The organism is Pantoea sp. X-Soil-MYKO-1289 (assembly GCF_059730625.1).
This window is the reverse complement of the sequence record NZ_AP036004.1, coordinates 3,399,023-3,424,126: the sequence shown is the minus strand read 5'-3', so window position 1 is coordinate 3,424,126 and position 25,104 is coordinate 3,399,023. Positions and strand designations below refer to the sequence as shown.

Here is a 25,104-nt window from a genome sequence, read left to right as displayed (position 1 = left end):
GTCGCGGGACGCTTTGCTCTTCGAGCCATCTCACCTGCTTGTGGATATTGTCAGTTGGATAAAGCCGGTCACGCGACCGGCTTTTTTTATGCGAACCGTTCCGGTCGGAAGCTCGCCAGCATCGGCTGCTTCTCGCCGGTCACGATCTCCTCCGCCAGCAGCTCGCCCGCAATCAGCGCCAGGGTGGCGCCGGAGTGGGTAAAGGCGACAAAGCAGCCGGGCACGCTCTCCAGCTCGCCGAATACCGGCTCGCCGTCGCCGGGGATCGGTTTTAACCCCAGCTTCCAGCTGGCGGCGCGCAGCGGCTCGCCTTTCACTAACTGGCTCGCTTCGGCGGCGAGCTGCGCCACCACGCTTTCGTCAATGACATAGCTGCCGTCGGCCTGCTGCTGAATATCCTCTTCATACCAGTCGTGATCCAGCGCGAACGTGTTGCCCGGATTGGGGCGCACCGCCGCGCGCGGCGTGTTCAGCACCGCCTTCAGCCCGTGCGCGCCCGGCTCGGTGATCACCAGCATCGACACGGGCGAGCCATTGGGGATGGTGACGCCGAGCGGCGCGACCACGTCGGGCGTTGCCGGGCCGCAGGCGACCAGCACCGCGTCGGCGCGCAGCTGGTCCCCGCTCGCCAGCCTGACGCCGCTGGCGCGCGGGCCGTCGCGCAGCACCGCGCATTTTCCGGCGTGCTCAACGATCTCGCCGCCCAGCGCGCGCAGCTGCTGCGCCAGATATGCCACCAGGTGCGGCAAACTGACCCAGCCTTCGCCAGGATTAAAGATCGCCTCCTGCGCCAGCGCCGCGCCTTCAACCTGCGCGTCGGCCTGCGCCAGGCTGCTGCGCGTCACCAGCTGCGAGTCGTAGCCGTGCGCCTTCTCATAAGCATGACGCGCGCGCGTGCCGCTCAGGTCGTCCGCCGCCCAGAACAGGCCGCCGTCGAAGCGCAGCCAGTCGCGCGTCGGATCGGCGGCGAACAGCGTGCGGTAGCGATCGATGCCCGCCATGCGCAGCGCGTGATAGGGCAGAGAGCGCTCGCCCGCCGAGTTAAGCCAGGAGAGCGAGCGGCCGGAGGCGCCGGAGCAGAGTTCCGCCTCGGTCACCAGCGTGACCGCCGCACCGCGTTTCGCCAGATGCAGCGCGCTGGAGACGCCCAGCGCGCCGCCGCCCAGTACCACTACGCGACGCAGATCTTCTAATGCCATGATTCAGTTCCTTGTTCAGTTCGAAAGGGGAAGGGCCTACAGCACTTCCGACAGAAAACGTTGCAGGCGCGGCGACTGCGGCGCGTCAAACAGCGCGGCGGGCGGGCCCGCTTCGACAATCTCGCCTTCATCCATAAACACCACCTGATCGGCGACCTTGCGCGCGAAGCCCATCTCATGGGTCACCACCACCATGGTCATGCCGCGCCGACAGAGATCGGCCATCAGCGTCAGCACCCCTTTCACCAGCTCGGGATCGAGCGCCGACGTCGCCTCGTCAAACAGCATCACCTCGGGATCCATCGCCAGCGCGCGGGCGATCGCCACGCGCTGCTGCTGGCCGCCGGAGAGATCGCGCGGACGGTGATCGGCGCGCTGGCCTAAGCCCACCTCCTCAAGCCGCTGGCGCGCAATCGCCATCGCCTGCGCCTTCGGCAGGCCTTTCACCTTCCAGGGCGCCAGCGCCACGTTCTCCAGCGCGCTGTGGTCGGGAAACAGGTTGAAGTGCTGAAACACCATGCCGATGCGCAGCCGCAGGGCGTCGGGCTTGTCCTGCAGCACCGAGCGTCCCGCCAGCAGCACGTCGCCCGATTTCGGCTCATGCAGGCGGTTGATGCCGCGCAGCAGCGTCGATTTGCCGGAGCCGGACGGCCCGATAATGCAGGTGGTGCTGCCGGGCGCGATACGCAGCGACACGCCGCGCAGCACGTCGATCGGCCCATAGGAGAGCGACAAATCGCGCAGCTCCAGGCTCGACCCTTTCCAGCTCGCCGCGGCGGGCGGCTCGCTCAGTTTCATTGCAACGCTCATGATTGCCCCCGATTGCCGGTTAAGGGTTGTGCGGCCAGCGCGCCCGCGGGGCGCTTTTGCACTTCTTCGACTTCTTTCAGGCCGCTCTGCGGCGCGGTGAGGCGTCGGCGGCCGGTGCGATAGCGCACGTCGATCACGTTCACCGCGTGGGTCAGCGGCACGGTGATGATCAGGTAGAACAGCCCGGCCAGCATCAGCGGCGACAGGTTGCCGCTGAGCACCGCCGCGTCCTGACCGACGCGGAACAGCTCGCGCTGGCCGGTCATCAGGCCGAGCAGATAGACCAGCGAGGAGTCTTTGATAATGGCGATAAACTGGTTAACGATGGCGGGCAGCACGCGGCGGATGCCCTGCGGGATCACCACCTGGCGCATGGCGCGGCCGTAGCTCATGCCGAGCGCGCGGCACGCCTCCATCTGTCCGCGCTCGACGCTCTGAATGCCGGCGCGAAAAATCTCGCCCATATAGGCGCTGGCGATCAGGCTAAGGGCGAAGATGCCGAGCGGATAGGGCGTCGGGCCGAACAGCTGGTAGCTGAAGCGCGCCAGGCCCTGGCCAATCAGCAGAATGGTCAGAATCGACGGCAGGCCGCGAAACAGATCGGTGTAGATGCGCGCCGGCAGCCGCAGCCAGCGCGACGGCGAAATGCCCATCAGCGCCAGCAGCAGGCCGAACAGCGTGCCGAGCAGCGTCGAGGCGATCGAGATGATCAGGGTATTGACCAGCCCGGTTGCCAGCAGCTGCGGCAGGACTTCCTTCATTGAGGCGAAGTCAAAGAAGGTGCGGGAAAGCATTGTCAGAAGATCCATCGCCGTACTCCACGGGTACGCGTGACGGGCGCGCCGTCACCGGTAAAAAGCTGAACGCTTAGCGCTCACGCACTACTGTCCGCCAGGCAGATACTGCTTTGGCATCGGCGAGCCGGGAAACCACTTCTGATAGAGCTGTTTCCAGGTGCCGTCCTGCATGGCGGCCTTGATGGCGCTGTCGAGCGCGGCCTTGAACGCCGGTTTGTTTTTGGCGATGGCGACGCCCGCCGGAGCGTCGAACGACGGAATATCGGCGGCGGAGATCAGCTTGAAGCGCTCGGCGTAGCTTTTGGCGGCTTCGTAGTCGAGAAAGACGGCGTCCAGCGTGCCGTTGTTGAGCGCCGAGACGGCGGCGTTATTGTCGGGAAAGCGCACCAGGTCGGTCTGGGTGAAATGCTGCGCCGCGTAGCTCTCCTGCAGCGTGCCCTGAATCACCCCAAGGCGACGCTTCGCCAGCGTCTCGACGTTCTTCACGCCGCTGTCGCTGCGCGTCAGCACCGTCAGGTAGCCCGCCAGATAGCCGGTAGAGAAATCCACGGTCTTTTCGCGCGCCGGAGTAATGCCGATGGCGGCGACGGCGGCATCGAACTGACCGTTGGCGACGGCGGGCAGGATGGCGGAGAAATCCTGTCCGACGAAATCGACCTGATCGATGCCCATGCGGTGCGCCACGTTTTTAAAGAACTCCACGTCGAAGCCGGTGAACTGGCCGCTGGCGTCGGTGAAGGTATAGGGTTTGGAGTCGCCCACGCTGGCGATGCGCAGGTGGCCAGGCTCCAGCAGGCCGTAGGGGTTGTCGCTGCTGGCCGCCAGCGTACTGAAGGAGAACGAACAGAGTGCGATTGCGGCGCCGCACAGGGCGCTCAGGTGAATTGGCGATTTCATAGCTCATCCGTTTTTGCAGGTTAAACATCAGAGACAGTTGAGCCGGTAATAATAGTGTTTTGAGACCGGTCTCAACGCAGGTAACGACAAGAGAACAGTTGTTGTGAGACCGGTCTCAAGGCGATACAATGAGTTTAAGCACAGCCTTTTTTCGACGTCAATCTCTCTGTCATCAACCTGTGATTCGAATTAATTATGACCAACCAGAAAGCACGCATTAAAGCGCCCACCGTTGCCGACGTCGCCAGGGCGGCCAGCGTATCGAAGGCGCAGGCGGCCAGGGCGCTCGGCGGCTACGGCGCCGTCAGTGAAGAGGTCCAGACGCGGGTTAACCAGGCGGCGGCGGCGCTCGGCTACCGGCCCAACGAGGTAGCGCGCACCATGAACACCGGCCGCTCCAACACCATCGGCGTGATTGTCGGCGATATCGAGAACCCGCACTTTGGCCTGGCGCTGCGCGGCATGGCCGACGTGGCGCGTCAGGCGGGCTTTCATCTGCTGCTGGGCAACAGCGACGAGAAACTGCAGGCCGAACAGGATGCGGTGCGCGTGATGCTGGAGAAGCGGGTTGACGGCATCATCGTCGCGCCCAGCCACTCGGCGCGCGAAAAAAATGGTCATCTGCTACAGGTGCTGGAAGAGGGACGCGCGCTCCGGCTGTTCGATCGCGCGGTCATTGGCCTCGATGTTGAGGCGATCTGCTGCGATTTCAGCGCCGTGGCGCGGGAGGCGACGCAGCGGCTGCTGGCAGCTGGGCACGAGCGCATCGCCTATATCACCAGCATGGAGCTGGAGGGCGCCTACCGCGACGCCGCGGATTTTGGCCTGACGCCGGTGGCGCAGCGCGTCGGCGGCATCATGGACGCTTTTGCGGCGGCCGGTCGGCACTACGATACGTCGCTGATCCAGGCGAACGCCGGCGACGACGCGCAGATTGCGCGCATCGTCGAGTCGCTGTGGCAGCGCGCCGCGCCGCCGACCGCGATTATCGCCTCGGACAGCCTGGTCGCCATGTCGCTGCTGCGCGCCGTGGCGCAGCGCGGGCTGCGCATTCCGCAGGATCTCTCCTTTATCATGTACGACAACTTTCCCTGGAGCGAAATCGTCGCGCCGCCGCTGACGGTGGTGGCGCAGCCGGTCTATGAGATGGGCCGTGAAGCGGCGCGCCGTTTGATCGCCGATATTCGCGGCGAGCGCGTCGGACCGCTGCCCGCTTTCGGCGCCGAGCTTATCCTGCGGCACTCCATCGCCGCGCCCGCTCAGTAGCTGCTGCGCGGCGCCCGCGCCAGCAGCCGACCAATCTGCCGCACGCCCGCCTTAAGCTGCGCGCCGCTGGTGTTGCCGTAGCCCAGCACCAGCCCGCGCTGCGGCGTCTCTTCCGCGCAGTAGCTGGAGAGCGCGGCGGGCGCGTAGCCCGCCTGCCACAGCTGCGCCGCCAGCGCGACGTCGTCGATCTCGTCCGCCAGCCGCAGCACCAGATGCATGCCGCATTCGCCGCCCAGCAGCGGAACCTGCTCGCCCAGCGTCTCCTGCAGCGCCTGCCGCAGCGTCTGCTGCCGCTGCCGGTAAAGCCGACGCATCTTGCTGAGATGCCGCATGAAGTCGCCGCTGGCGATAAAGGCGGCCAGCGCCTGCTGCTCCAGGCGATTGCCGCCGCGCAGCAGCTCGTGCAGCGCCGGACGTAGCGGCGTCGCCAGCGTGGCGGGCAGCACCATAAACCCCAGCCGCAGCGCCGGAAACAGCGTCTTGCTGAAGGAGCCGATATAGATCACCGGCGCGCCGGGCGTCATGCCCTGCATCGCGCCGATCGGCTCGCCGACGTAGCGAAAATCGCCGTCGTAGTCATCCTCGATAATCCACGCCTGATGCGCCTGCGCCTGGGCGAGCAGCGCCAGCCTGCGCGCCGCGCTCATTACCGCGCCGGTCGGGTACTGGTGGGTCGGCGAGCAGAAGATCAGGCGCGGCGGAGCGCTCTGCCACAGCCGATCGTCAGGCGCTAACCCCTGCTCGTCCACCGCCACCGCCTGCACGCGCAGGTTGCCCGCCAGCATGGCCGCTTTCGCGCCGCGATAGCCGGGATCTTCTACCCAGCCGAGATCGCCAGGGTTGCTGAGCAGGGTGACGCAGAGCGACAGCGCCTGCTGCGCGCCCTCGGTGATGACAATCTGCTGTGGCTGGCAGCGCACGCCGCGCGTCAGGCTGAGATGCTGCGCCAGCGCTTCGCGCAGCGCCATCTCGCCCAGCGGATCGCCATAGCCCAGCAGGCGCTGTGGCGTGTCGTTCAGCACGCGGTTAAGGGCGCGTCGCCACGCGGCAAAGGGAAAGTGCGTCAGCGCGGGCACCCCGGCACGCAGCGGCATCTCTTCGCTGCTGTAGCGATGGCCGGATCGCAGCATCGCCACGCGCTCGGCCACCGGCGCCTGGCTGACGACGTCGACGGCGACCGGCGCGGGCAGCGCAATCGGGCTGACGCGGCTGCCCTGGCGATCGCTAATCAGGTAGCCTTCCGCCTGCAGCTGCGTCCAGGCGTTAATCACCGTATTGCGCGACACCTGAAGATCCTGCGCCAGCTGGCGCGTGGCAGGCAGGCGCGTGCCCGCGGGAAGCTGGCCCGCGAGAATCGCGCGCTTTACGCGCTGGCAGAGCTGCTGCTGCAGGGTCTCACCGCCGCGCAGCGCGAGCGGGGCGGAGAGCAGCTGGACGGGCGAGGTCGGGCGGGCGTCGGGCATGCGTGGATCCATCATTCTCTCAGGCCGTGGAGCTTTTTAGCCTACCAGAAAAGCGGCACGCTCAGGTGACCACAATAAGGAGATGCTATGTCGCACACCACCAATGAGTATGGCCAGCCGGTCGGCCACCCTTTAACGGACTGGCAGCCGCGTCCGCTGCCGCAGCGCGAAACGCTGGAGGGCCGCTACTGTCGTCTTGAGCCGTTAAGCGTGGCGCAGCACGGCGACGCGCTGCGCGCCGCCTATCAACTGGCGCAGGATGGCCGCGACTGGACCTATCTATTCGCCGGTCCCTTTGCCGATGAGGCGGAATGGCTCAGCTATGCGCATCAGATGGAAAGCAGCCGCGATCCGCTGCACTTCGCGGTGATCGATCTTGAGAGCGGGCGGGCGGTCGGCACGCTGGCGCTGATGCGCATCGCGCCGGAGCACGGCGTAATCGAAGTCGGGCATGTCGCCTTTTCGCCGCTGCTGAAGCGCACGCGCCAGGCGACCGAGGCGCACTTTCTGCTGATGCGCTACGCCTTCGAACAGCTCGGCTACCGCCGCTACGAGTGGAAGTGCGACAGCCTGAACGCGCCCTCGCGCCGCGCCGCCGCCCGGCTCGGTTTTCAGTATGAGGGGGCGTTCCGTCAGGCGATCGTCTATCGCGGCCGCACGCGCGATACCCACTGGTTCTCAATCATCGACAGCGAGTGGCCGCAGGTGAAGCAGGGCTTCGCGCGCTGGCTGGCGGCAGATAACTTCGGGGCTGACGGCCAACAGCGCGAAACGCTGGAGGCGCTGCGCCAGCGCCCCTGAGTTAGCTCTGCGGCACGATGCGGATATCCACCATGCCAATGCCCAGCCGGCGCGGATCCTGGCCGGTAATATTGCCCACATTGCTCTGCTGCGGCTCCGGCGGCGCGATGGTCAGCGTATGATCGCCCGCCGGATTGGTGAAGTGCAGGGTGGTCGTGGAGAGATCCTCGCCCAGCGTCAGCAGCTGCTCCCGATCGCCGACGCGCACCGGAATCGGGCGGTGCGCGTTGGGCCCAAAGGCGCGCGCGGTGATCACCAGGTCAAAGCGCGCGGGCAGCGGATCGACATATTCAATCTTAACCTCCGGCGCCAGGTTGGCGTTGGACCAGCGTCCCCAGTTTTCCCAGCGCGAGATGCCGCTGAACCGCTTCACGCTGGCCGGCGCGCCCGGCACGGCAAACAGAAAGCGGTCGGCGTCGTAGCGAATATCGTTATCTTCAACGCGCAGCAGCGACTCATTACGCTGGTAGTTCGCCGGGCTCAGCGCCGTCTGCGGAAACTGCGCCTGGCCTTTCCACTGCGCTTTGTCGATGCGCGCGACGCTCGGCTGACCGCCGAGCTGCCCCATCGCCACGCAGAAGTCGGTGGAGAGCGCCAGCTCCGGCTGCCACAGCCGCGCCATACGGAAGCAGCGATCGACCCACACGAACTTCTCGCTGGCGGTGAAGTCCGCCAGCTGGTAGCGCAGCGGCGCTGCATATTCCCCTTCCGGCAGCGGCTCGACGTGGTTCTCGGCAACGCGGAACAGGATCGGCAGCCGGAACGTCGCGCCGGAAAAGCTGAAGCTGTTTTTCGCCGTATCAATAACGAAACGATCGAGCTTTTTCGGGAAGTTCCACAGCTGAATGATATCCGCCTTCCAGCGGCTGATATGGCTCTGAAAATCGGTGAGCTGGCCCGCCAGCGTCGCGCCCGCGAGGCTGCTGCGGCCAAGGCCGATCGCCTTATCGCCGCCGAGAATATCGAGCACCGTCGCGCCGTTATCCAGCGTGCTGCGCGGCCGATCGATCACCTCTGCCTGTGGCCGATCGCCGCGGATCACCATAAAGAGATCGCGGCGCGGCTGCTTGATCAAATACTGATGGGCGGTGTTGTTCATCGCCAGATGATCCGAGGTCACCACGATCACGGTGTTTTTAAAGTAAGGCGACGCCTTGATGCGGGCGATCAGCCGCGCCACATGCTCCTGCGAACAGGCCACCGCGCTGAACGACTGGTTGGGCTTGCCCTCGTAGCTGTAGCTTTTGCGCTGGCAGCTGCGCGACACGAAGCCGTCGGGATGGTGCGTATCCACGGTCAGCGCGAACAGGGCGAAGCGTTTCTGCTGGCGCGACAGCGCCTCATACTTCTCGAACACCTCATCCATCACCGTGTCGTCGTAGTAGCCCCAGTTGTTACGGTAGGCGGGATCGGCGACGCGATCTTTCAGCTCCTGCGAGCCCACCATATTAGCGGCATCGAAACCGTGCGATTTCAAAAAGATATCTTTACCGGCGAAGCGCAGATCCGCGCCCTGAATAAACCAGTTCTCATAGCCGGAATTTTTCAGAATATCGCCGAGACAGACGTTTTGCGGGTAGAAGCTGGAGAGCGCGGCGGAGGCGTTGCCGTCGAAAGGCGCGAACAGCGGAATGCCGCACTGCGAGGCGACCATGCCCGCGATGGTGTAGTCGGTGCCGGGCAGCTGCACGGTCTCGCTGAAATCCAGGCTCTGCGCCTTTTGCTGGCTCAGCTCCGGCGTCAGGCCAGGGAAAACCTGCTCATCGAAGTAGGTGCGCTCCAGGCTTTCGCCGTAGATATAGACCAGATTGAGCTGCGGGTTAGTGATGACCTTCTGCGGCACCTTGTAGTAGCTGTCGAAGTCGGAGTCCGCCAGCCGGGTATGCGAGGCGACCAGGCTGGCGACCTGGCGAAATGCGGGCGTGGTCTGTACCGAACCGGCGGCGCAGGCTACCGCCAGCAAACTCCAGCCGAGATGGTGCGGCCGCTCGTGGCGGCGCAGCAGCCAGCTCAGCAGGCAGATCAGCAGAAAGAGCAGCAGCAGCAGTCCGATCGCGGGCACCACATATTTACTGACGCCGGCGCCGGTCAGGCTGTTGGTCAGGGTATAGAGCACCGCGTCGTTGATGCCGTCGCCGGTGAAGTAGTTGCTGGCGAAGAGCGTGGCGTTGAGCAGGACGAACAGCACCAGCAGAAGCAGCACAAAGGAAAACCAGAGTTTATGGCGGCCGGCTTTCCACGAGTAAACGGCAATGGCCGCCAGAAACAGCGCCACTGAAACAAATTCGGACAACGTCAAATCCTCTCTTGAAGTGAGTGAGCGCATCCTGCGCAGCCCGCATGGAAGAAGGGGGAACTGGCGTCAATCTATAATGGCTGTCATAGCGCTGCAACATATGCCGTCCGAATTGTGCAGTGGGTAATCTTTCAGAGAGAAAAGCAGGCGACGGCCGCGCTGGTCGTCGCTGATAGCGGAGAAAAACGGCGGGAAATCAGAGCCGACCGGTAAGGTATTGCGCTTCGCCGTCGGCAAAGCTCCAGTCGCCTTTGTCGTTGGTAATAAAGCTAATCATCAGATCCTGACCCTGCACGCCGCAGCTTTCGCGCAGCTCGCGCGCCAGCTCCGCCATAAAGCGCTGTTTCTGTTCGGCGCTGCGCGGGCTGGTGTAGACGCGCACCATCACCAGGTTATCGCTGCGGCTAAAGCCGAGGCCGGTATCCTGGAAAACCATCTGATAAGCCTTGTTTTCGTGAACAATCTGATAGCGATCGCGTTCCGGCACCTGAAAGGCGGTCAGCACCGCGCGGTGCGCCGCGTCCAGCAGCGTGCGCAGTTCAGATTCGGAACGTCCCTGGATCACGTCGAATTGCAGTAGCGGCATTATTGTTGCTCCTCTGGAAGGGGGAATTTACGTATGCTGATGCCTCTATCCTGGCGCGTCGGCGGAGAAAGAAAAAGCGCGCCTGCTGAAATGATTATTCGATATAGCGAACAATAAGCCATGAAAGCGATAAAAACGGATGCGCTCTGGATCCATCTGCACTGGCTGCTAGTGCTGGCGGAGCAGGGCAGCTTTACCCGCGCGGCGGAGCGGCTCGAGGTGAGCAAGGCGGCGATGAGCCAGAAGATCAAAGAGCTGGAGAGCGCGGCGGGCGTGACGCTGGTGCAGCGCACCACGCGCAGCGTGCGGCTGACGGCGGCGGGCGAAAAGCTGGTGGAGGAGCTGCGCGACCCTTTCGCTCGCATCGAGCAGAGCTTCTTCGGCGTGCGCGACGCCGCCGGGCCGGTGCGCGGGCTGGTGAGAGTGACTGCGCCGGTGGCGTTCGCGCGCCAGCAGCTGGTGCCGATCGTCGGGGATTTTCTGCGCGCCTGGCCGCATATCCGGCTACAGCTCGACGTCACGGATCGCCTCGTCTCGCTCAGCAGCGAAGGGTTCGATCTGGCGATCCGCCACAGCAGCGCGCTGCCGGACAGCCACGTCGCGCTGCCGCTGTGCGAGACGCGCACGCTGCTGGTGGCTTCGCCGGACTATCTGGCGGCGCACGGCGCGCCGCAGACGCCGCATCAGCTGGCGCAGCACAACTGCTTATATTATCCGCGCGGCGTGGAAACCCCGCGCTGGACCTTTGTCGACGCGGCGCAGGAACGGGTGCAGGTGAGGGTGCAGGGCAGTTTCGCCACCAACAACAGCGAGTCGATACGCGATGCGGCGCTACAGGGGCTGGGCATCGCCATGCTGCCGGACTTCAGCGCCCGCGAGGCGCTCGCCCGCGGCGCGCTGCGGCAGGTGCTGCCGCGCTGGCGAGCGGTAGAGGCCTTTGCGGAGACGCTCTGGATCGTCAGGCCTTACGCCGCGCAGGTGCCGCGCGCGGTCACCACCTTTACGCACTGGCTACGCGCGCGCTTTGTCGACGCCTGAGGGCAGCGCCAGCGTCGGGCGCGTCGGCGCCTGCATCATCTCGCCCAGCAGGCTGGCGCGGTTATAGAGGCCGATGCGCAGGTTAAAGTCGAGGTGCAGCCGCTCGTCGCCGCTCAGGCGGATAATGGGCGGCGGGGTTTGCGGGCGCTGACGAAACAGCACCGAGCAGGCGAACGCGTCGCTGTTGCCGGCGTGCAGCTGCTGATAAAACCAGGCGTTGGCGTCCGCTTTGCGCAAGTGGAAATTGACGCGGCGATACTCTTTTACCGCCACCTGCTGCGCCAGCGACAGCACCGCCTGCGCCGGGTGGTGAATTTTCTGCACGATAAGCGGATAGTCGTCGCGCTTCTTCAGCTCGTTAATATAGTTCTGCACGCCGAGATTTTTAATCGGCGCCAGCTGCTTCAGCCATTCGCGAATAAAGGCGTTGCCCGGCGCGGCGGCGATAAACCAGCCTTCGATAACCGGCGACAGGAAATTAAGCGTGCTGTTTTCGCGGTAATAGCCAATAACGTCCATCGGCTTATCCTGCTGAACCTGATGCACCCAGTCGAGCTTCTCAAATAACAGCGTGCCGCAGTCGATGCCGATGCCGCCGAAGCGGTGCAGCAGCTCCAGTCGAATAATTTCGCTTTTATGCGCCGGCGTCAGATCGGCGGAGATAAACGCCATCTCCGGCAGCCACTGCGTCAGCGTGCGCTGCGTCACCAGATGCAGCGTATGGTCGGGATTATCCTGACGCAGCTGATTGATATTCAGACGCAGCGAGGGCGGCAGCTGGTCGTCGAGCCAGACCATCCAGATGGTTTTCGGGATCGCCGCAGGCGCTTTCTCGGCGGAGAGGATCACCAGATTCTCCTCCTGGCTGGCATCATATTCCGGCGCGGAGAGGGCGCTGTGCTTTTTTTTCTGCCACAGCATTTGACTGCTGAAAGAGACGCGTTTCCAGCTGCGCCAGAGAGAGTGTGCAGGATGTTGACGGTATGGATTCATGAGGCACCTGTTATTGTGATTATTGCGGCGGAGGTTTCCCCGGTGAGGCGTAGCGCAGCGCGCGCATTCTTTTCCTCACGACTGTGTTTAAAATCCCTTCATCAGTTTAATAAAGCATTATTTATATGCGCGCTACGACTTTTGCTGAATTTCAGATAATCCGGAAAGCGGCAGGCCATATTGTCGGTTATCGACTTACCGTCTGCCTTATATTTAAATAAGACGATTCATCTCTTTATTTATCGACCTGGCTAAAGATAATCCTGGTTTTTATCTCTCCGCTTCAGAAATAACAGGGGCGGGCTGATTATGTCATTGCGCCTGGGGGTTAGGGCGCCTGATTAACCGTGCTGATGTATCCATCGGGAGATGGTGGCATAAGCGCAGTTGTCTACGCTTAAGGAAGGCTTACTGAGAAAAGGAGTCGCTATGTCTGAACCCATCCGCGGATTACTGGCGGTCGATAAGCAGGGCAATCGCGTGCTGTTTCTCAATCCCGAGACTTTTGCCGTCGAGCGCGAGCTAAACGCTTTCCCGCCGCGTCCGCATGAGCTGCTGATGCTGCCGGCGTGGCAAAAAGCCTATGTGCCAATCTACGGCGACGGCGCGCACGGCGACAATCCGCATCCGGGCCACAAGGTGGCGGTAATCGATCTGGCGAAGCGCGAAATCAGCGGCTTTATCGATCTTTCGCCGCTGCGCGCGCCGCACAGCGGTCAGCTGGGGCGCGACGGCAAGGTTTATCTCTGCTGCGAAAGCAGCGCGGCGGTGGCGGTGATCGATCCTGAGACCGACCGCGTGGAAAAAACCATTCCGCTTCCTTCGCATAACGCTCACCGCCTGACGCTCTCGCCCAGCGGCCGCAAGCTGTTTACCGAAAATGAAGAGGACGCCAGCATTACCGTGGTGGATCTGTGCGAAGCAGAAGGGCGGGTGATCGATACGATTCTGCTGCCAGGTCCCATCGCCGGCATCGCGGCGTCGCCGAAACATCCCTATCTGGTGGCCAGCGCGGCGGATGCGCCTTATCTCTACGTTATCGACCGCCAGAGCCACCGCGTGCGCCAGCGGCTGGCGCTGCCGGGACATCAGCAACCCTGTCAGGTGGTGCGGTTCAGCGCGAACGGCGAGCGGCTGGTGGCGATAGGCGATGGCGAGCCTGTCATCACGCTGTTCGACGATCTGCTCAATCCGCTGGGCGATATTCCGGTAGGAAACAAACCCATGGACGGCTGTTTTAGCCCTGATAACCAGCAGCTGCTCATCGCCAACGAAGGCGATGGCACCTTAAGCGTGGTCGATCTGGCGCAGAAAACCGCGTTATCGCCACGCCGCGCGTCGGCACCGGCTGCGAGGTGCTGAGCTTTTTCGATCTGGTCAGATAAAAGGGCGGTGATAGATCGCGGAACTCCAGTGGCGGCTGCTGGCGTGCTTTTCCGCCTGCCAGCCGCGCTTGCGCAGTTCGCGCGCGATCATTTTATTCATCAGGCCATGGCCGAGCAGCAGCACCGTGCCTTGCTCCGACAGCGTAATGAGCCGCTCGGCGGCGCGCGCGGCGCGTTCGCGCGCCCGCAGCAGCGACTCGCTTTCGCCGGCATAGCCGCACAGCCACAGCATGCGCAGCAGCGCCAGCCAGAGCACGGCCGGCATTTCAAGGCGGCGCGAGGCGATCAGCGGCACCGAGATTTCGCTGAACAGCGCATCGACGTGGATCGGCTGCAGGCCGAGACGCGTCAGCGAAGAGCGCGCGCGCGGCAGCGGGCTGCAGACGATCACCGACGCCTGACGCGCGATGGTCAGGCTGCGATCGGGCGGCATGTCGCACACCAGCGCCATATCATACGCCTCGCACCAGTCGGCCAGCCCCTGGGCGCTCAGCCGACCGGCGGCGCGATGGTCGGGTTTGCCGTGTCGCATCAAGATAATGGTCATAGGACTCCTGCTTCGTTCTGCTCTAAGCCTAATGCAAAGCGGCGCAATGTTAAAACCTGACTTAACCTGACGAAACCGCCGAGGCTGTCATCCTTCCGTCATGTTTCCAGGCGATAACTCTGTGCGCTACGCCCTAACAGGTTACGGCCAGGTATTATTAAGAGAAAGTGTTAAGTCCCAAATGATACTGTTTGAGTTTCGCACTGGGTATTTATGGCAACTATTTGTATTTAATGTGTAAATCCATTTTTTGCGCTAGCGGGGCTGTATAGTTTTTGACATTTATGGCTAAATTTACTTGATTTATCTACGCGCGTAGATAAACTGGCCCTCAGTGATTACTCGCGGCGGACGATGCGAGAAAGGCCCAGTAGGTTTAGTCCTTTGCCTGCTTAATACGACCGGTGCTTAACATCGGCAGAGCAGACAAAGTCAGAGATTCCAACACCAGGGAATTCTTTACTGACCGCAACAAGGGTTAGCTAACCAGTACATCGCCACCCGGGGAGTTCTGATTGCTATCAAAGAACCGTCCCACGGATGGGCGTTCACGATCACTAACACAGGGAAATGGTATGACGGCACAACACTCCGTTGAGCGCGATTCCACGCGTTTGCACTCCGCCGCCGATGAGCGGCTGACCACCTCTTCCGGGCGCAAAGATTTCTGGCGCGCCACCTTATCCTGCTGGCTCGGCACGGCGATGGAGTATGCGGATTTCGCGCTCTATGGCCTGGCGGCGGGCATTATCTTCGGCGATGTTTTCTTCCCCCAGGCGACCCCTGCAATGGCGCTGCTCTCCAGCTTCGCCACCTGGTCTGTCGGCTTTATCGCGCGTCCTATCGGCGCGGTGCTGTTCGGCTGGATCGGCGATCGCAAAGGGCGAAAAACGGTCATGGTCATCACCATTATTCTGATGGGCGCTTCCACTACCTTGATCGGCCTGATCCCCAGCTACGCCGCTATCGGCGTCTGGGCGCCTGCCTGCCTGGTGCTGCTGCGGTTTACCCAGGGGCTGGGCGCCGGCGCGGAACTCTCCGGCGGCACGGTGATGCTGGGCGAATATGCGCCGGTCGAGCGGCGCGGGCTGGTCTCGTCGGTGATTGCTTTAGGCTCCAACAGCGGCACGCTGCTCGCCGCGCTGGTGTGGCTGGCGGTGGTGCAGATGGATCAAGAGAGCCTGCTGGCCTGGGGATGGCGCATTCCTTTTCTCAGCAGCGTGCTGATCGCGCTGGCGGCGCTCTGGATCCGTCGCCATCTGCGCGAAACCCCGGTGTTTGAGCGTAGAAAGCAGGAAATGGAAGCGGAACGCGCCGCGGCGCGCGGCGCACAGCCGGAGCAGGCGGATACGCGCGGCTTCTGGACGCGCACGCGTGCGTTCTGGACGCTGGTCGGTCTGCGTATCGGCGAGAACGGTCCCTCCTATCTGGCGCAGGGCTTTATGGTCGGCTATGTGGCGAAGGTGCTGATGGTCGATAAGTCGGTGCCGACCACGGCGGTCTTTATCGCCTCGGTGCTGGGTTTTGCGGTGATCCCGCTGGCGGGCTGGCTCTCAGATCGCTTCGGCCGCCGCATCACCTATCGCGGCTTTTGCCTGCTGCTGATGTTCTACGCCTGGCCTGCCTTTTATCTGCTCGACAGCCGCGAGCCGGCCATCGTGATTCCGGTGATTGTGGTCGGCATGGCGCTGGCGTCGCTCGGCATCTACGGGGTACAGGCCGCATGGGGCGTAGAGCTGTTCGGCGTCAAACATCGCTACACTAAAATGGCGGTAGCCAAAGAGCTGGGCTCGATTCTGTCGGGCGGCACCGCGCCGCTGCTGGCGGCGGCGATGCTCTCCTGGAGCGGTCACTGGTGGCCGATAGCGGTCTACTTCTCCGCGATGGCGGCCATCGGTTTCTTCACGACCTTTGTCGCGCCGGAGACGCGAGGGCGCGATCTCAATCTGCCGGAAGACGCCATCTAATGCGGCGTCGCTTCCCGCACGCTAACGAGCAGGCCGTGATGATTCACGGCCTTTCGTGTTTACATCGGGAGCTAAAAGCTTGAAACAGCCGTCAGGCAAAGTCACACGCAGCGACGTGGCGAAAATGGCCGGCACATCGGTTGCAGTGGTCAGCTACGTGATCAACAACGGTCCGCGTCCGGTAGCGGAAAGCACCCGTCAGCGCGTGCTGGACGCCATCCGGCTGACCGGCTATCGCCCCAACGGCGTAGCGCGCGCCCTGGCGTCGGGCAGCACCAAAACCTATGGGCTGATCGTGCCGAATATCGGCAATACTTTTGTCGCCTCTATGGCGCACGTCTTGCTGCAGGCCTCGCTGGATCATGGTCACGTAATGCTGCTCGGCGACGCGGGCGACGATCGTCAGCGCGAGCTGGAGCTGATCCACAGCCTGCTGAACCGTCAGGTCGACGGCCTGTTTTACAACAGCGTCGATCGCCATCCCTATATCGACGTGATTCAGGCCAGCGGCACGCCGTTTGTGATGCTGGATCGCGTCGAGCCGCAGCCGGGCGTCAGCATGCTGCGCGTCGACGAGCGTCAGGCAGCATTTCAGGTTACTTCCCATTTGCTCAGCCACGGCTATCGGCAGGTCGGCATCATCAGCGGCCCGCTGGAGATGCTTAACGCGCAGGATCGTATTCAGGGCTGGCGCGATGCGATGGCGGCGCACAGGACGCCGGTCGATGAGGCGCTGATCTTTCCCGCCAGCTATACGCGGCAGGGCGGCTACGAAGCGGCGCAGCGCATGCTCGCCGGCCCCGGCGCGCCGCGCGCGCTGTTTGCCAGTAACGAAGGGCAGGCGATCGGCGCGATTCGCGCTTTCTCCGAGCGCAACATTCGCGTGCCGCAGGATGTGGCGCTGGTCTGTTTCAACGGCACCGATCAGTCCGCTTTCCATGTGCCGACCTTAACCACCGTGCGCCAGCCGCTGCGGGATATGGCGCGCTGCGCCATTGCCATGCTGCAAAACTGGGACGGCGAGGCGAAGCTGCGCGAGTTTCCGCACTACCTTGAAATCGGCGAATCCTGCGGCTGTACGCCGCACATCGAAACCAACACGACGACAACATGAAAAGAGTGATTATTGACTGCGACCCGGGCAACGGCATTCCCGGCGCCAATACCGACGACGGCCTGGCGCTCGCGCTGGCCCTTGCTTCGCCAGCGCTGTCGGTGGAGCTGATCACCACCGTCGCAGGCAATACGCCGAGCGACATCGGCGCGCAGGTCACGAAAGATCTGCTGACGCGCCTCGGCTCGGCGATTCCGGTGGTGCAGGGCGCTTCTCAGGCGCTGAAAGAGGATCATGCGCCCTGGCGCGCGGCGCTCGATAACCGCGTAGAGCAGCTCGATATGGTCAGGCTGTGGCAGGGCGTGCGCGCGCCAAAGCCAATGGCGGCGGACGGCTACGACGCGGCCGAAGCTATCGGCAGGCTGATTTGCGACAACCCCGGCGAAATTACCCTGGTGGCGATTGGGCCGCTGACCAACGTGGCCCTGGCGCTGCAGCGCTACCCGGCAATGGCGGAAGCGGTGGCGGAGATTGTGGTGATGGGCGGCGTATTCGCGCTGGACGACTACATCAAAGATACCAATTTCGGTCTCGATCCCGAGGCGGCGCATCAGGTGCTGCACAGCGGCGCGGCTATCACGCTGGTGCCGATGGACGTGACCACGCAGACGCTGCTGACCCATCAGGATCTGTCGCGCATCACCGCCAGTGATCATCCGCTCTCCTGCTTTGTGCGCGACACGCTGCGTCCGTGGATCGATTACTCTATCCGCACCCGTAATCTCCCGGGCAGCTGGATCCACGACGCGCTGGTGGTCGCCTGGCTGCTGAATCAGCGCGTGGCGAACGGCACCGACTACCGTGTGGATATCGAACTGCGTCCGGGCGCGACGCGCGGCAAAAGCTGGCGCTATCGCACGCCGCTGCGCGTCGATGTCGGTATCCCTGTCGACAGCGGCGCGCTGGTTCATGTGCTGCACCACGTCGATAACGCGCTGCTGCTGGAGATCCTCGAACAGGCTCTGACGCAGCTGAAACGCTAACCCGCAGAGCGATTCGCCCGAAATGACATGCGCCGACACCCTTAGTTACATCCTGACGTCAGGGATGCCAGCATTTGAACGCGCTCGCGTTTGGCAAAGTGCTATAAACAAAACGTTAACAATATCGTAACCGTTGCGGCGGTTGCGCCTCTTTCTTTCGGACCTTTATCCGAATGGCACTGACAGGATACGTTTATGTTTAACTGGACCCCGACCCAGCGGAATGTGGCGTTTGCCAGCTTCGCCAGCTGGACGCTGGACGCGTTTGACTTTTTTATACTGGTGTTTGTTTTAAGCGACCTCGCGCAATACTTTCACGCTTCGGTGTCAGAGGTGTCGATCGCGATTATGCTGACGCTGGCGGTGCGCCCGATCGGCGCGCTGCTGTTTGGACGGCTGGCGGAGAAATATGGCCGTCGGCCGGTTCTGATGCTCAACATCGTGCTGTTTTCCCTGTTTGAGCTGCTCTCCGCCTGGTCGCCGAGCTTCGGCGCCTTTCTCGGCTTTCGCATTATTTACGGCGTGGCGATGGGCGGCATCTGGGGCGTCGCCTCGTCGCTGGCGATGGAGACCATTCCCGACCGCTCGCGCGGGCTGATGTCCGGCATCTTTCAGGCAGGCTATCCGTGCGGCTATCTGCTGGCCTCGGTGATCTTCGGGCTCTTTTTCGACGCGGTGGGCTGGCGCGGCATGTTCCTGATCGGCGCGCTGCCGATTTTGCTGCTGCCGTTTATCTACTTCAAAGTGCCGGAGTCGCCGGTCTGGCTGGCGGCGCGCGAGCGCCAGGAGAGCAGCGCGCTGCTGCCGATCATCCGCCAGCACTGGAAAATGTGTCTCTATCTGGTGCTGCTGATGGCCTGCTTCAACTTCTTCAGCCACGGCACCCAGGATCTCTATCCCACTTTCCTGAAGGTGCAGCATCAGTTCGACGCGCACACCGTCAGCCTGATCGCCATCAGCTACAACATCGCGGCGATGCTGGGCGGCGTCTTCTTCGGCGCGCTATCGGAGCGCATCGGACGTAAAAAAGCGATTATGCTGGCGTCGCTGCTGGCGCTGCCGGTGCTGCCGCTCTGGGCCTTCTCCAGCGGCTCCTGGGCGATTGGGCTGGGCGCGTTTCTGATGCAGTTTATGGTGCAGGGCGCGTGGGGCGTGGTGCCGACGTATCTCACCGAGCTGGTGCCCGCCAACGCGCGCGCGGTGCTGCCGGGCTTCGTCTATCAGCTGGGCAATCTGATCGCCTCGGTCAACGCCACGCTGCAGTCGCGCATCGCCGAGGCGCATAACGGCAACTACGGCCTGGGAATGGCCATCGTCGCCGGCACGGTGGCGGTGCTGATCTGCCTGTTTGTCGCCTTCGGCCGCGAAACGCGCGGCATCGAAATATCAGGCGCGGTGTCGAAGCCGACGCACTAGAGCGCTTCGCACACGTCTACCCACTGCGCCTGCGTCAGCTCGGCCATGCGCTGTGGGGTAATACGCACGGCGCTATGGACGGCGCCCGCTGCGGGCAGCACTTCGTCGAAGCGGCGCAGCGACTCGTCGCAATACACCTTCAGCGGATTTTCCAGCCCGAACGGGCAGACGCCGCCGACCGGATGGCCGGTCCAGTTCACCACCTCATCGACGCTCAGCATACGCGCCTTAGCGCCCAGCGCCGCTTTCAGCTTGCGGTTATCGAGCCGCGCATCGCCGCGCGTGACGATCAGCACCACCTCGTCTTTAACTTTCAGCGACAGGGTTTTGGCGATCTGTCCCGGCGCGACGCCGTGAACGCGCGCCGCCATCTCCACGGTAGCGGTGCTTTGCGACATCTCGATAATCTCGATATCAGGTGCGTGTTCGGCGAAAAACTGCCGTACCGACTCCAGGCTCATCTTTTTCTCCATGCAGGTCGAAGGCGTAAAAACTGCCACAAGGCGGAAAAAGTGTAAACGAGAGAAAAGGAGAAAGTGCGTCGGGAGACGGTTTTATACGCTGAGCGTGCAGTTGCCGCAGCGTTCGACGTCGGGAATGCGGTAGCGCTGGCAGCAGCTGCGTCTGACCATCTCGCCGCCGCGCGGCAGCATGGTGCGGTAGAGCGGGTTGTCGCTGCCGTCCTGCAGGCGGCTGGTGAAAAAGAGCGTCTGCTCAAGCTGCAGAATCGTCGCCTCATCCAGCAGGGTTTTCAGCTCGCCGAGGAACCAGTGAAAAGAGAAGCCCATATTGTTCCAGATCAGCCTGGCGTTGATGCCGCCATGCTGGGCGATGCCGTTCACCGCCGGGATCAGATGCTGCTGGATCAGGCGATCGATGCGCTGCGGCGCGGTCAGGTAGCGCGCCTCTTCATCTTCGTGCGTCGCGATCCAGAAGGCGCAAGGGTGGCCATGTTCGTGGAACTGAACGTGGATATGCTGCGGCGAGCAGTCGAGCGCGCGCGATTCCGTCAGCAGCGCCAGCATCAGCGGCGGCAGCAGCAGGCCGAAATACCACTGCGCCCAGAGCGACTGAACCGGCTTCGCCTCCTGAACGGCGTCGGGGTGCTGACGATAGAGATAGTCGCTGTAGCGCTGCGCCAGCGCGGGGAACTGCTCCGGGCGAGCCCACTCCGCCAGCGTCAGAGCCTCTGCGGGCGCGGCTTCGTCAAGGTGGATGCTCTCCAGCATATAGGCGTGCTGCTCGCGCATCAGATCGCGCAGGGCGCGCGCCAGCGAGCGATCGCCCTGCATAAAAATAGGCTGAGCGTATTGAAAGCGTTGAGATTGCTGCCTGATGTTCGCCATGCTGAATAACACGCCCTGGAAGCAGAGAAGAAAGAATGATAATCGTTCTTAGTCCTATTCACAAGTCGGCGGAAGTGACGGCGCGGCCGGGCACTTGCCGCGCGTCGCCGCGATGGCGGGCGAAGAATTAAAGCGCTTCGCCGCTGACGGTCAGGGTTTTAGGCAGGTCTTCCCAGGCGAGAATGGTATTTCGGCCCTGATTTTTGGCGACGTAGAGCGCGCGGTCAGCGTTGGCGACCGCCTGATCGAACTCGTCGTCGAAGATGGGCGCAATGCCGGCGCTGACGGTCACGTGGGTAGAGACCTTTTCGTTGAAACGGTGGGGGATCTCCAGATCGAGCACATACTGGCGAATGCGCTCCGCCAGCTTCATGGCGATCGACGCGTTGACGTTGGTCATCAGCACCAGAAACTCTTCGCCGCCGTAGCGCACCACCACATCGCGCGAACGCACGGCGTCGCGGATCGCCACCGACACGCGCGCCAGCGCCTGGTCGCCCATGGCGTGGCCGTAGTTGTCGTTGTACGCCTTAAAGTGATCGATATCGAGCAGCAGCACGAAGTGGCTGCCCGCATGATTTTCCAGAATATTATCCAGCCGGTTTTTTAGTCCGCGACGATTATAAAGGCCGGTCAGCGGGTCCAGCATGCTGAGATCGCTGAAAGTCTCTTTTTCTTCATAGAGCTGGTGCATCAGACGGCGGGTGAAGCGGTCGACGCGGCGGCGCATCAGGTGCTGCAGAGAGAAGCCGATGAGCGGCAGCGAGATGGTCAGCAGCAGCATCGCCAGATGCGTGCCCTTATCCAGCAGCAGCACCGTCACCACCGGCGGGGTGATATGCAGACAAAATGCCGGCAGGTAATCGCTCAGGGCGATAGCGCTGATAAAAAATACGCTCAGCAGGCTAATAATCAGGAAATTGTCGTCGAAAAAGAAAACCTGCTGATATTTGAGCTCAATATGCCAGGCCCAAAACGCGCCAAGCAGTAATGCCACAGGATTTAATAAAGGTAATTTCAGTTTGGGCCTGATTAAACACGAAATTAACGTCGCGGCGCTAAATAGCGCGACGGTAATAATCGGGACAGGCAAGTCCGCAGCCGGGCTGCCGGCGAAAGGGATCAGGCAAAACAGCGATACGGCGACATTTAAAAACAGAAAGAGCAGCAGCGATAGCCGATATTTGCTCTGTTTCAATTCATCGTAAGATTGTAATTTCATTATTAATACTCGAAACGGCCCTGAAATATCAAAGCGCATTCCGGCAAAAATAAATCCATTTGCCGGACAATGAGCAAATTTGCTGTGTTATGAAAGGTGTTATCGGCCGCAATCTAGCATTTTCCAACTGGTCTGTCATCTTCCGGCCCAGAGGCGAAAAAAACAGGCTGCAAGATGAGATTTATTATCATATGATAATGCGAACTCTTATCATTTGAGGTCGACGTCATGTTAATGGCCGTGTTCGCCGCCTGCGGCTTGTGGGGGTTCAGCTGGGTAATGGGGAAGAAGCTGGACAGCGCCTGGGGCGTGCTCTTGCCCTGCGCGGCGATGCCGTGTTTTGCGCTATGGGAGCCGAGCTTTAGCCAGTGGCGTATCCTGATGATTATCGCGCTGCTGTTGACGGTGGTAATGCTGTTCCATCGCCGGTTGCGTCACTATCTGCTGCTGCCTTCATGCCTGGCGTTAGCGGGCGGATTAGCGGCCGTTGCGGTGAATTTTCATGGGGCCTGAAACAGAGAGAGCAAAACAGAGAGGTGAAGCAGGGGAGGACAACTCTGGTGCGAAGAGAGGGACTTGAACCCTCACGTCCGTTAAGACACTAACACCTGAAGCTAGCGCGTCTACCAATTCCGCCACCTTCGCATTTGAGTCATCTTGCTTTTCATATCGCCGCATTGGTGCGAAGAGAGGGACTTGAACCCTCACGTCCGTTAAGACACTAACACCTGAAGCTAGCGCGTCTACCAATTCCGCCACCTTCGCGCAGTGCGATGCGAGATGAAAATCGTGGTTGTTGGTGCGAAGAGAGGGACTTGAACCCTCACGTCCGTTAAGACACTAACACCTGAAGCTAGCGCGTCTACCAATTCCGCCACCTTCGCGTACCAGCAATACATGACAGTATTGCAACCACGGAGGCGCATTCTAGAGATTTTACACCCGGCGTCAACAGATATTTCGCGACGGTGAATCGACTGCTGTAAAAAGCAACGTTTTCACCGTCGCCGCTGCTTAGCGCGCTTTCGCGCCGCGGCCGTAAACGGCGCGGTAAACCTTAAAGCGTCCGTTTTGCGCCAGCACTTCATGGCTGCCGAAGGTTTCGTCCAGCACCTGCGGATAGGGCAGGAAGGCGTTGGCGACAATGCGCAGTTCGCCGCCGGTGTTGAGGTGCTTCACCGCGCCGCGGATCAGGGTCTGCGCCGCGTCCAGGCTGGTTTCGCGCCCTTCATGGAACGGCGGGTTCGAGAGGATCAGATCGAAGCGGCCGGTAACGTCGGAGAAGACGTTGCTCGGAAAAACCTCGCCCTCGAAGCCGTTGATCGCCAGCGTCGCCTTGCTCGCCTCAATCGCTGCGGCGTGCACGTCGCACAGGGTCAGACGCACTTTCGGCGAGTGGTTGGCCAGCACCGCCGACAGCACGCCCGTGCCGCAGCCGATATCCAGCACTTTGCCTTTGGTGTGCGGCGCCAGGGTGGTGAGCAGCAGCGCGCTGCCGATGTCGAGGTCGTCGCGGCTGAAGACGCCCGGCAGGGTGCAGATGGTCAGCGGATCGAGATCGTAGCTGTCGCGGAAGCTTTCGGCGTCGAACGTCGGCTTGCTTTCCAGGCGGCCGTGATAGAGTCCGCAGCGGCGCGCGCTGTCGATTTTGTCCAGCGTCGCCCACTCTTCGACCATGCCTTCGGCGCTGCGCACGCCGCTGCGGTTTTCGCCCACGACGAAAATGTCGCAGCCCAGCGGCAGCAGGGAGAGCAGGTTCATCAGCTGGAACAGGGCTTCCGGCTTGTTTTTCGGCCAGAAGTAGATCAGCGTGTCGCAGCCTTCAACCTCTTCCTGCGTTGCCACCAGGCCGTAACGCGCCCGTTCGCCCAGACGGCGACTCAGGTTTTGCCAGTGATGATACTGCTGGGTATGCGCGCGCGACGAGGCGGTCTCCAGCTGAGCGGGCAGGTCATCCTGCATATCGCCAGCGAACAAGACGTGGCGGGCGGTAAATTCATCACTGTGGCGCAGTATGACTTCGCTGGCCGGGGTAAAAGCAGACATGAAAGGCTCCTGTTAGATCAGAGCGGCGATTATAGTGGTTTGTTGGCGCATGTTCGATGGGTTTGCTAGCATAGCGTCGCATTCCGGCAGCACATCAAGGGTAAATCATGACGTCCAGGCGCGACTGGCTGTTACAGCAAATGGGAATAACGCAGTATCAACTGCGACGCCCGCGCGTGCTTCAGGGCGAAATCGCGGTACGGCTGACGCCAGGCACCAGGCTGATTATCGTCGCCGATGTCGCGCCCGGCCTGCACGAGCCGCTGGTGCGCGACGTGCTGCACGTGCTCGACCTGCAGCCCGCCCAGGTGATGGCGCTGACGCCCGATCAGCTGCAGATGCTGCCCGAATCGCTCGACTGCGCGGGCTGGCTGATCGGCATCGACGGGCCGCACCCCTTTAGCGGCGTCGCGCTTCATTCAGCCTCTTTAAATGAACTCTCCAGCAGCGGCGCGGCGAAACGCGCGCTCTGGCAACAGATGTGTAACCATGACAGCGATCTCTTTCCTCACCCCTGAGGACACCGCCCAGGCTTTCGCCATCGAGTGCCGCAGCCACGCATTCCCGTGGCGCGAACAGACCTTCGCCAGCAACCAGGGCGAGCGTTTTCTTAACTACCGCCTCGACGTTGACGGCGTGATGGCCGCCTTCGCCATTACGCAGGTGGTGCTGGATGAGGCGTCGCTGTTCAATATCGCCGTCGATCCCGCGTTCCAGCGGCGCGGCTACGGGCGTCAGCTGCTGCAGCATCTTATCGCCGAGCTGGAGAAGCGCGACGTGATGACGCTGTGGCTGGAAGTGCGCGCCTCTAATCATCCCGCTATCGCCCTGTACGAGCAGCTCGACTTTCACCAGGTGAGCCGCCGTCCCAACTACTATCCCACCGCCAGCGGACGTGAAGACGCCATCATCATGGCGCTGACGCTGTAGGC

Annotated in this window: 23 protein-coding genes, 3 tRNA genes and 1 pseudogene; 11 read left to right on the top strand and 16 right to left on the bottom strand. The window is 62.3% G+C overall.

All coding sequences use genetic code 11. The features are described 5' to 3' along the window. Positions 1 to 86 precede the first annotated feature (86 nt). The 4 genes from AC6I7Z_RS16325 to AC6I7Z_RS16310 all read right to left on the bottom strand — a co-directional run bounded on the left by AC6I7Z_RS16325 (position 87) and on the right by AC6I7Z_RS16310 (position 3,703). The gene (locus AC6I7Z_RS16325) at positions 87 to 1,199 is read right to left on the bottom strand and encodes an NAD(P)/FAD-dependent oxidoreductase (RefSeq protein ID WP_497814968.1); all 1,113 of its coding nucleotides are present in this window, start codon (positions 1,197 to 1,199) and stop codon (positions 87 to 89) included. Positions 1,200 to 1,235: 36 nt separating this feature from the next. After that, positions 1,236 to 2,009: an amino acid ABC transporter ATP-binding protein gene (locus tag AC6I7Z_RS16320; protein WP_048784273.1), complete on the bottom strand. Its 774-nt coding sequence runs from the start codon at positions 2,007 to 2,009 to the stop codon at positions 1,236 to 1,238. Continuing rightward, positions 2,006 to 2,818 (bottom strand): amino acid ABC transporter permease, encoded by an 813-nt coding sequence (locus tag AC6I7Z_RS16315; protein ID WP_033793395.1) that lies wholly within the window; start codon positions 2,816 to 2,818, stop codon positions 2,006 to 2,008. Before AC6I7Z_RS16315 ends, AC6I7Z_RS16320 begins: the two co-directional genes overlap by 4 nt. 72 nt (positions 2,819 to 2,890) lie before the next feature. Then, positions 2,891 to 3,703 carry an ABC transporter substrate-binding protein gene (locus AC6I7Z_RS16310; RefSeq protein WP_048784279.1) on the bottom strand — a complete coding sequence of 271 codons (813 nt, stop codon included), beginning with the start codon at positions 3,701 to 3,703 and terminating at the stop codon, positions 2,891 to 2,893. Between the two features lie 195 nt (positions 3,704 to 3,898). Here AC6I7Z_RS16310 and AC6I7Z_RS16305 point away from each other — a divergent pair, with 195 nt between their 5' ends. Beyond that, entirely contained in the window at positions 3,899 to 4,969 is a 1,071-nt protein-coding gene (locus AC6I7Z_RS16305; RefSeq protein WP_497814967.1) for a LacI family DNA-binding transcriptional regulator, read from the top strand. Here AC6I7Z_RS16305 and pdxR read toward each other — a convergent pair. Further along, on the bottom strand, positions 4,963 to 6,432 hold the full coding sequence (pdxR, locus tag AC6I7Z_RS16300; protein ID WP_497814966.1) for a MocR-like pyridoxine biosynthesis transcription factor PdxR: 1,470 nt from the start codon (positions 6,430 to 6,432) through the stop codon (positions 4,963 to 4,965). The genes AC6I7Z_RS16305 and pdxR overlap by 7 nt on opposite strands. Before the next feature lie 87 nt (positions 6,433 to 6,519). On the opposite strand from pdxR, the gene AC6I7Z_RS16295 reads away from it, so the two are divergent. Next, the gene (locus AC6I7Z_RS16295; RefSeq protein WP_497814965.1) at positions 6,520 to 7,233 is read left to right on the top strand and encodes a GNAT family N-acetyltransferase; all 714 of its coding nucleotides are present in this window, start codon (positions 6,520 to 6,522) and stop codon (positions 7,231 to 7,233) included. A gap of 1 nt (position 7,234) precedes the next feature. On the opposite strand, the gene opgB is transcribed toward AC6I7Z_RS16295, so the two are convergent. Further along, positions 7,235 to 9,526: a phosphatidylglycerol--membrane-oligosaccharide glycerophosphotransferase gene (opgB, locus tag AC6I7Z_RS16290; RefSeq protein WP_497814964.1), complete on the bottom strand. Its 2,292-nt coding sequence runs from the start codon at positions 9,524 to 9,526 to the stop codon at positions 7,235 to 7,237. 199 nt (positions 9,527 to 9,725) lie between these two features. Further along, positions 9,726 to 10,115, bottom strand: a complete 390-nt coding sequence (locus AC6I7Z_RS16285; RefSeq protein WP_033749377.1) for a tautomerase family protein — start codon at positions 10,113 to 10,115, stop codon at positions 9,726 to 9,728. A 120-nt stretch (positions 10,116 to 10,235) separates the two neighbouring features. Here AC6I7Z_RS16285 and AC6I7Z_RS16280 point away from each other — a divergent pair, with 120 nt between their 5' ends. Continuing rightward, the gene (locus AC6I7Z_RS16280; RefSeq protein ID WP_497814963.1) at positions 10,236 to 11,153 is read left to right on the top strand and encodes a LysR family transcriptional regulator; all 918 of its coding nucleotides are present in this window, start codon (positions 10,236 to 10,238) and stop codon (positions 11,151 to 11,153) included. Here AC6I7Z_RS16280 and AC6I7Z_RS16275 read toward each other — a convergent pair. Beyond that, positions 11,127 to 12,146 (bottom strand): glycosyltransferase family 32 protein, encoded by a 1,020-nt coding sequence (locus tag AC6I7Z_RS16275; protein ID WP_497814962.1) that lies wholly within the window; start codon positions 12,144 to 12,146, stop codon positions 11,127 to 11,129. The genes AC6I7Z_RS16280 and AC6I7Z_RS16275 overlap by 27 nt on opposite strands. 429 nt (positions 12,147 to 12,575) lie before the next feature. Here AC6I7Z_RS16275 and AC6I7Z_RS16270 point away from each other — a divergent pair. Further along, a pseudogene (locus tag AC6I7Z_RS16270) lies at positions 12,576 to 13,531 on the top strand (beta-propeller fold lactonase family protein). Here AC6I7Z_RS16270 and AC6I7Z_RS16265 read toward each other — a convergent pair. Then, positions 13,524 to 14,078 (bottom strand): histidine phosphatase family protein, encoded by a 555-nt coding sequence (locus tag AC6I7Z_RS16265; protein ID WP_497814961.1) that lies wholly within the window; start codon positions 14,076 to 14,078, stop codon positions 13,524 to 13,526. The pseudogene AC6I7Z_RS16270 and the gene AC6I7Z_RS16265 overlap by 8 nt on opposite strands. A 575-nt stretch (positions 14,079 to 14,653) precedes the next feature. Between AC6I7Z_RS16265 and AC6I7Z_RS16260 the strand changes: the two genes are divergently transcribed. The 4 genes from AC6I7Z_RS16260 to AC6I7Z_RS16245 all read left to right on the top strand — a co-directional run bounded on the left by AC6I7Z_RS16260 (position 14,654) and on the right by AC6I7Z_RS16245 (position 19,558). Further along, positions 14,654 to 16,045: an MFS transporter gene (locus tag AC6I7Z_RS16260; RefSeq protein WP_497814960.1), complete on the top strand. Its 1,392-nt coding sequence runs from the start codon at positions 14,654 to 14,656 to the stop codon at positions 16,043 to 16,045. Between the two features lie 124 nt (positions 16,046 to 16,169). Beyond that, positions 16,170 to 17,159 (top strand): LacI family DNA-binding transcriptional regulator, encoded by a 990-nt coding sequence (locus tag AC6I7Z_RS16255; protein WP_497815466.1) that lies wholly within the window; start codon positions 16,170 to 16,172, stop codon positions 17,157 to 17,159. Further along, positions 17,156 to 18,142 (top strand): nucleoside hydrolase, encoded by a 987-nt coding sequence (locus AC6I7Z_RS16250; RefSeq protein ID WP_497814959.1) that lies wholly within the window; start codon positions 17,156 to 17,158, stop codon positions 18,140 to 18,142. Before AC6I7Z_RS16255 ends, AC6I7Z_RS16250 begins: the two co-directional genes overlap by 4 nt. A gap of 195 nt (positions 18,143 to 18,337) precedes the next feature. Then, positions 18,338 to 19,558: an MFS transporter gene (locus AC6I7Z_RS16245; protein WP_497814958.1), complete on the top strand. Its 1,221-nt coding sequence runs from the start codon at positions 18,338 to 18,340 to the stop codon at positions 19,556 to 19,558. On the opposite strand, the gene AC6I7Z_RS16240 is transcribed toward AC6I7Z_RS16245, so the two are convergent. From AC6I7Z_RS16240 to AC6I7Z_RS16230, 3 genes are all read right to left on the bottom strand, one after another. Further along, the gene (locus AC6I7Z_RS16240) at positions 19,555 to 20,019 is read right to left on the bottom strand and encodes a YbaK/EbsC family protein (RefSeq protein WP_497814957.1); all 465 of its coding nucleotides are present in this window, start codon (positions 20,017 to 20,019) and stop codon (positions 19,555 to 19,557) included. The genes AC6I7Z_RS16245 and AC6I7Z_RS16240 overlap by 4 nt on opposite strands. Positions 20,020 to 20,112: 93 nt before the next feature. Further along, a complete protein-coding gene (gene fhuF, locus AC6I7Z_RS16235) occupies positions 20,113 to 20,904 on the bottom strand; it encodes a siderophore-iron reductase FhuF (RefSeq protein ID WP_497814956.1) in 792 nt (263 codons plus the stop codon). Between the two features lie 127 nt (positions 20,905 to 21,031). After that, positions 21,032 to 22,126: a GGDEF domain-containing protein gene (locus AC6I7Z_RS16230; protein WP_497814955.1), complete on the bottom strand. Its 1,095-nt coding sequence runs from the start codon at positions 22,124 to 22,126 to the stop codon at positions 21,032 to 21,034. Between the two features lie 228 nt (positions 22,127 to 22,354). On the opposite strand from AC6I7Z_RS16230, the gene AC6I7Z_RS16225 reads away from it, so the two are divergent. Continuing rightward, positions 22,355 to 22,639: a DUF1435 domain-containing protein gene (locus AC6I7Z_RS16225; protein WP_497814954.1), complete on the top strand. Its 285-nt coding sequence runs from the start codon at positions 22,355 to 22,357 to the stop codon at positions 22,637 to 22,639. Between the two features lie 45 nt (positions 22,640 to 22,684). On the opposite strand, the gene AC6I7Z_RS16220 is transcribed toward AC6I7Z_RS16225, so the two are convergent. The 4 genes from AC6I7Z_RS16220 to rsmC form a co-directional block, all read right to left on the bottom strand. Further along, positions 22,685 to 22,771 (bottom strand) — tRNA-Leu (locus AC6I7Z_RS16220). A gap of 33 nt (positions 22,772 to 22,804) precedes the next feature. Next, positions 22,805 to 22,891: transfer RNA gene (locus AC6I7Z_RS16215), tRNA-Leu, on the bottom strand. A 32-nt stretch (positions 22,892 to 22,923) separates the two neighbouring features. Further along, positions 22,924 to 23,010, bottom strand: a tRNA-Leu gene (locus tag AC6I7Z_RS16210). 130 nt (positions 23,011 to 23,140) lie between these two features. Further along, entirely contained in the window at positions 23,141 to 24,172 is a 1,032-nt protein-coding gene (rsmC, locus tag AC6I7Z_RS16205; RefSeq protein ID WP_497814953.1) for a 16S rRNA (guanine(1207)-N(2))-methyltransferase RsmC, read from the bottom strand. A gap of 107 nt (positions 24,173 to 24,279) precedes the next feature. On the opposite strand from rsmC, the gene AC6I7Z_RS16200 reads away from it, so the two are divergent. Beyond that, entirely contained in the window at positions 24,280 to 24,690 is a 411-nt protein-coding gene (locus AC6I7Z_RS16200) for a DNA polymerase III subunit psi (protein WP_497814952.1), read from the top strand. After that, complete coding sequence (gene rimI / locus AC6I7Z_RS16195; RefSeq protein ID WP_033749390.1) at positions 24,662 to 25,102, top strand: ribosomal protein S18-alanine N-acetyltransferase; 441 nt, start codon at positions 24,662 to 24,664, stop codon at positions 25,100 to 25,102. The genes AC6I7Z_RS16200 and rimI overlap by 29 nt, the downstream gene beginning before the upstream one ends. Positions 25,103 to 25,104: the final 2 nt, after the last annotated feature.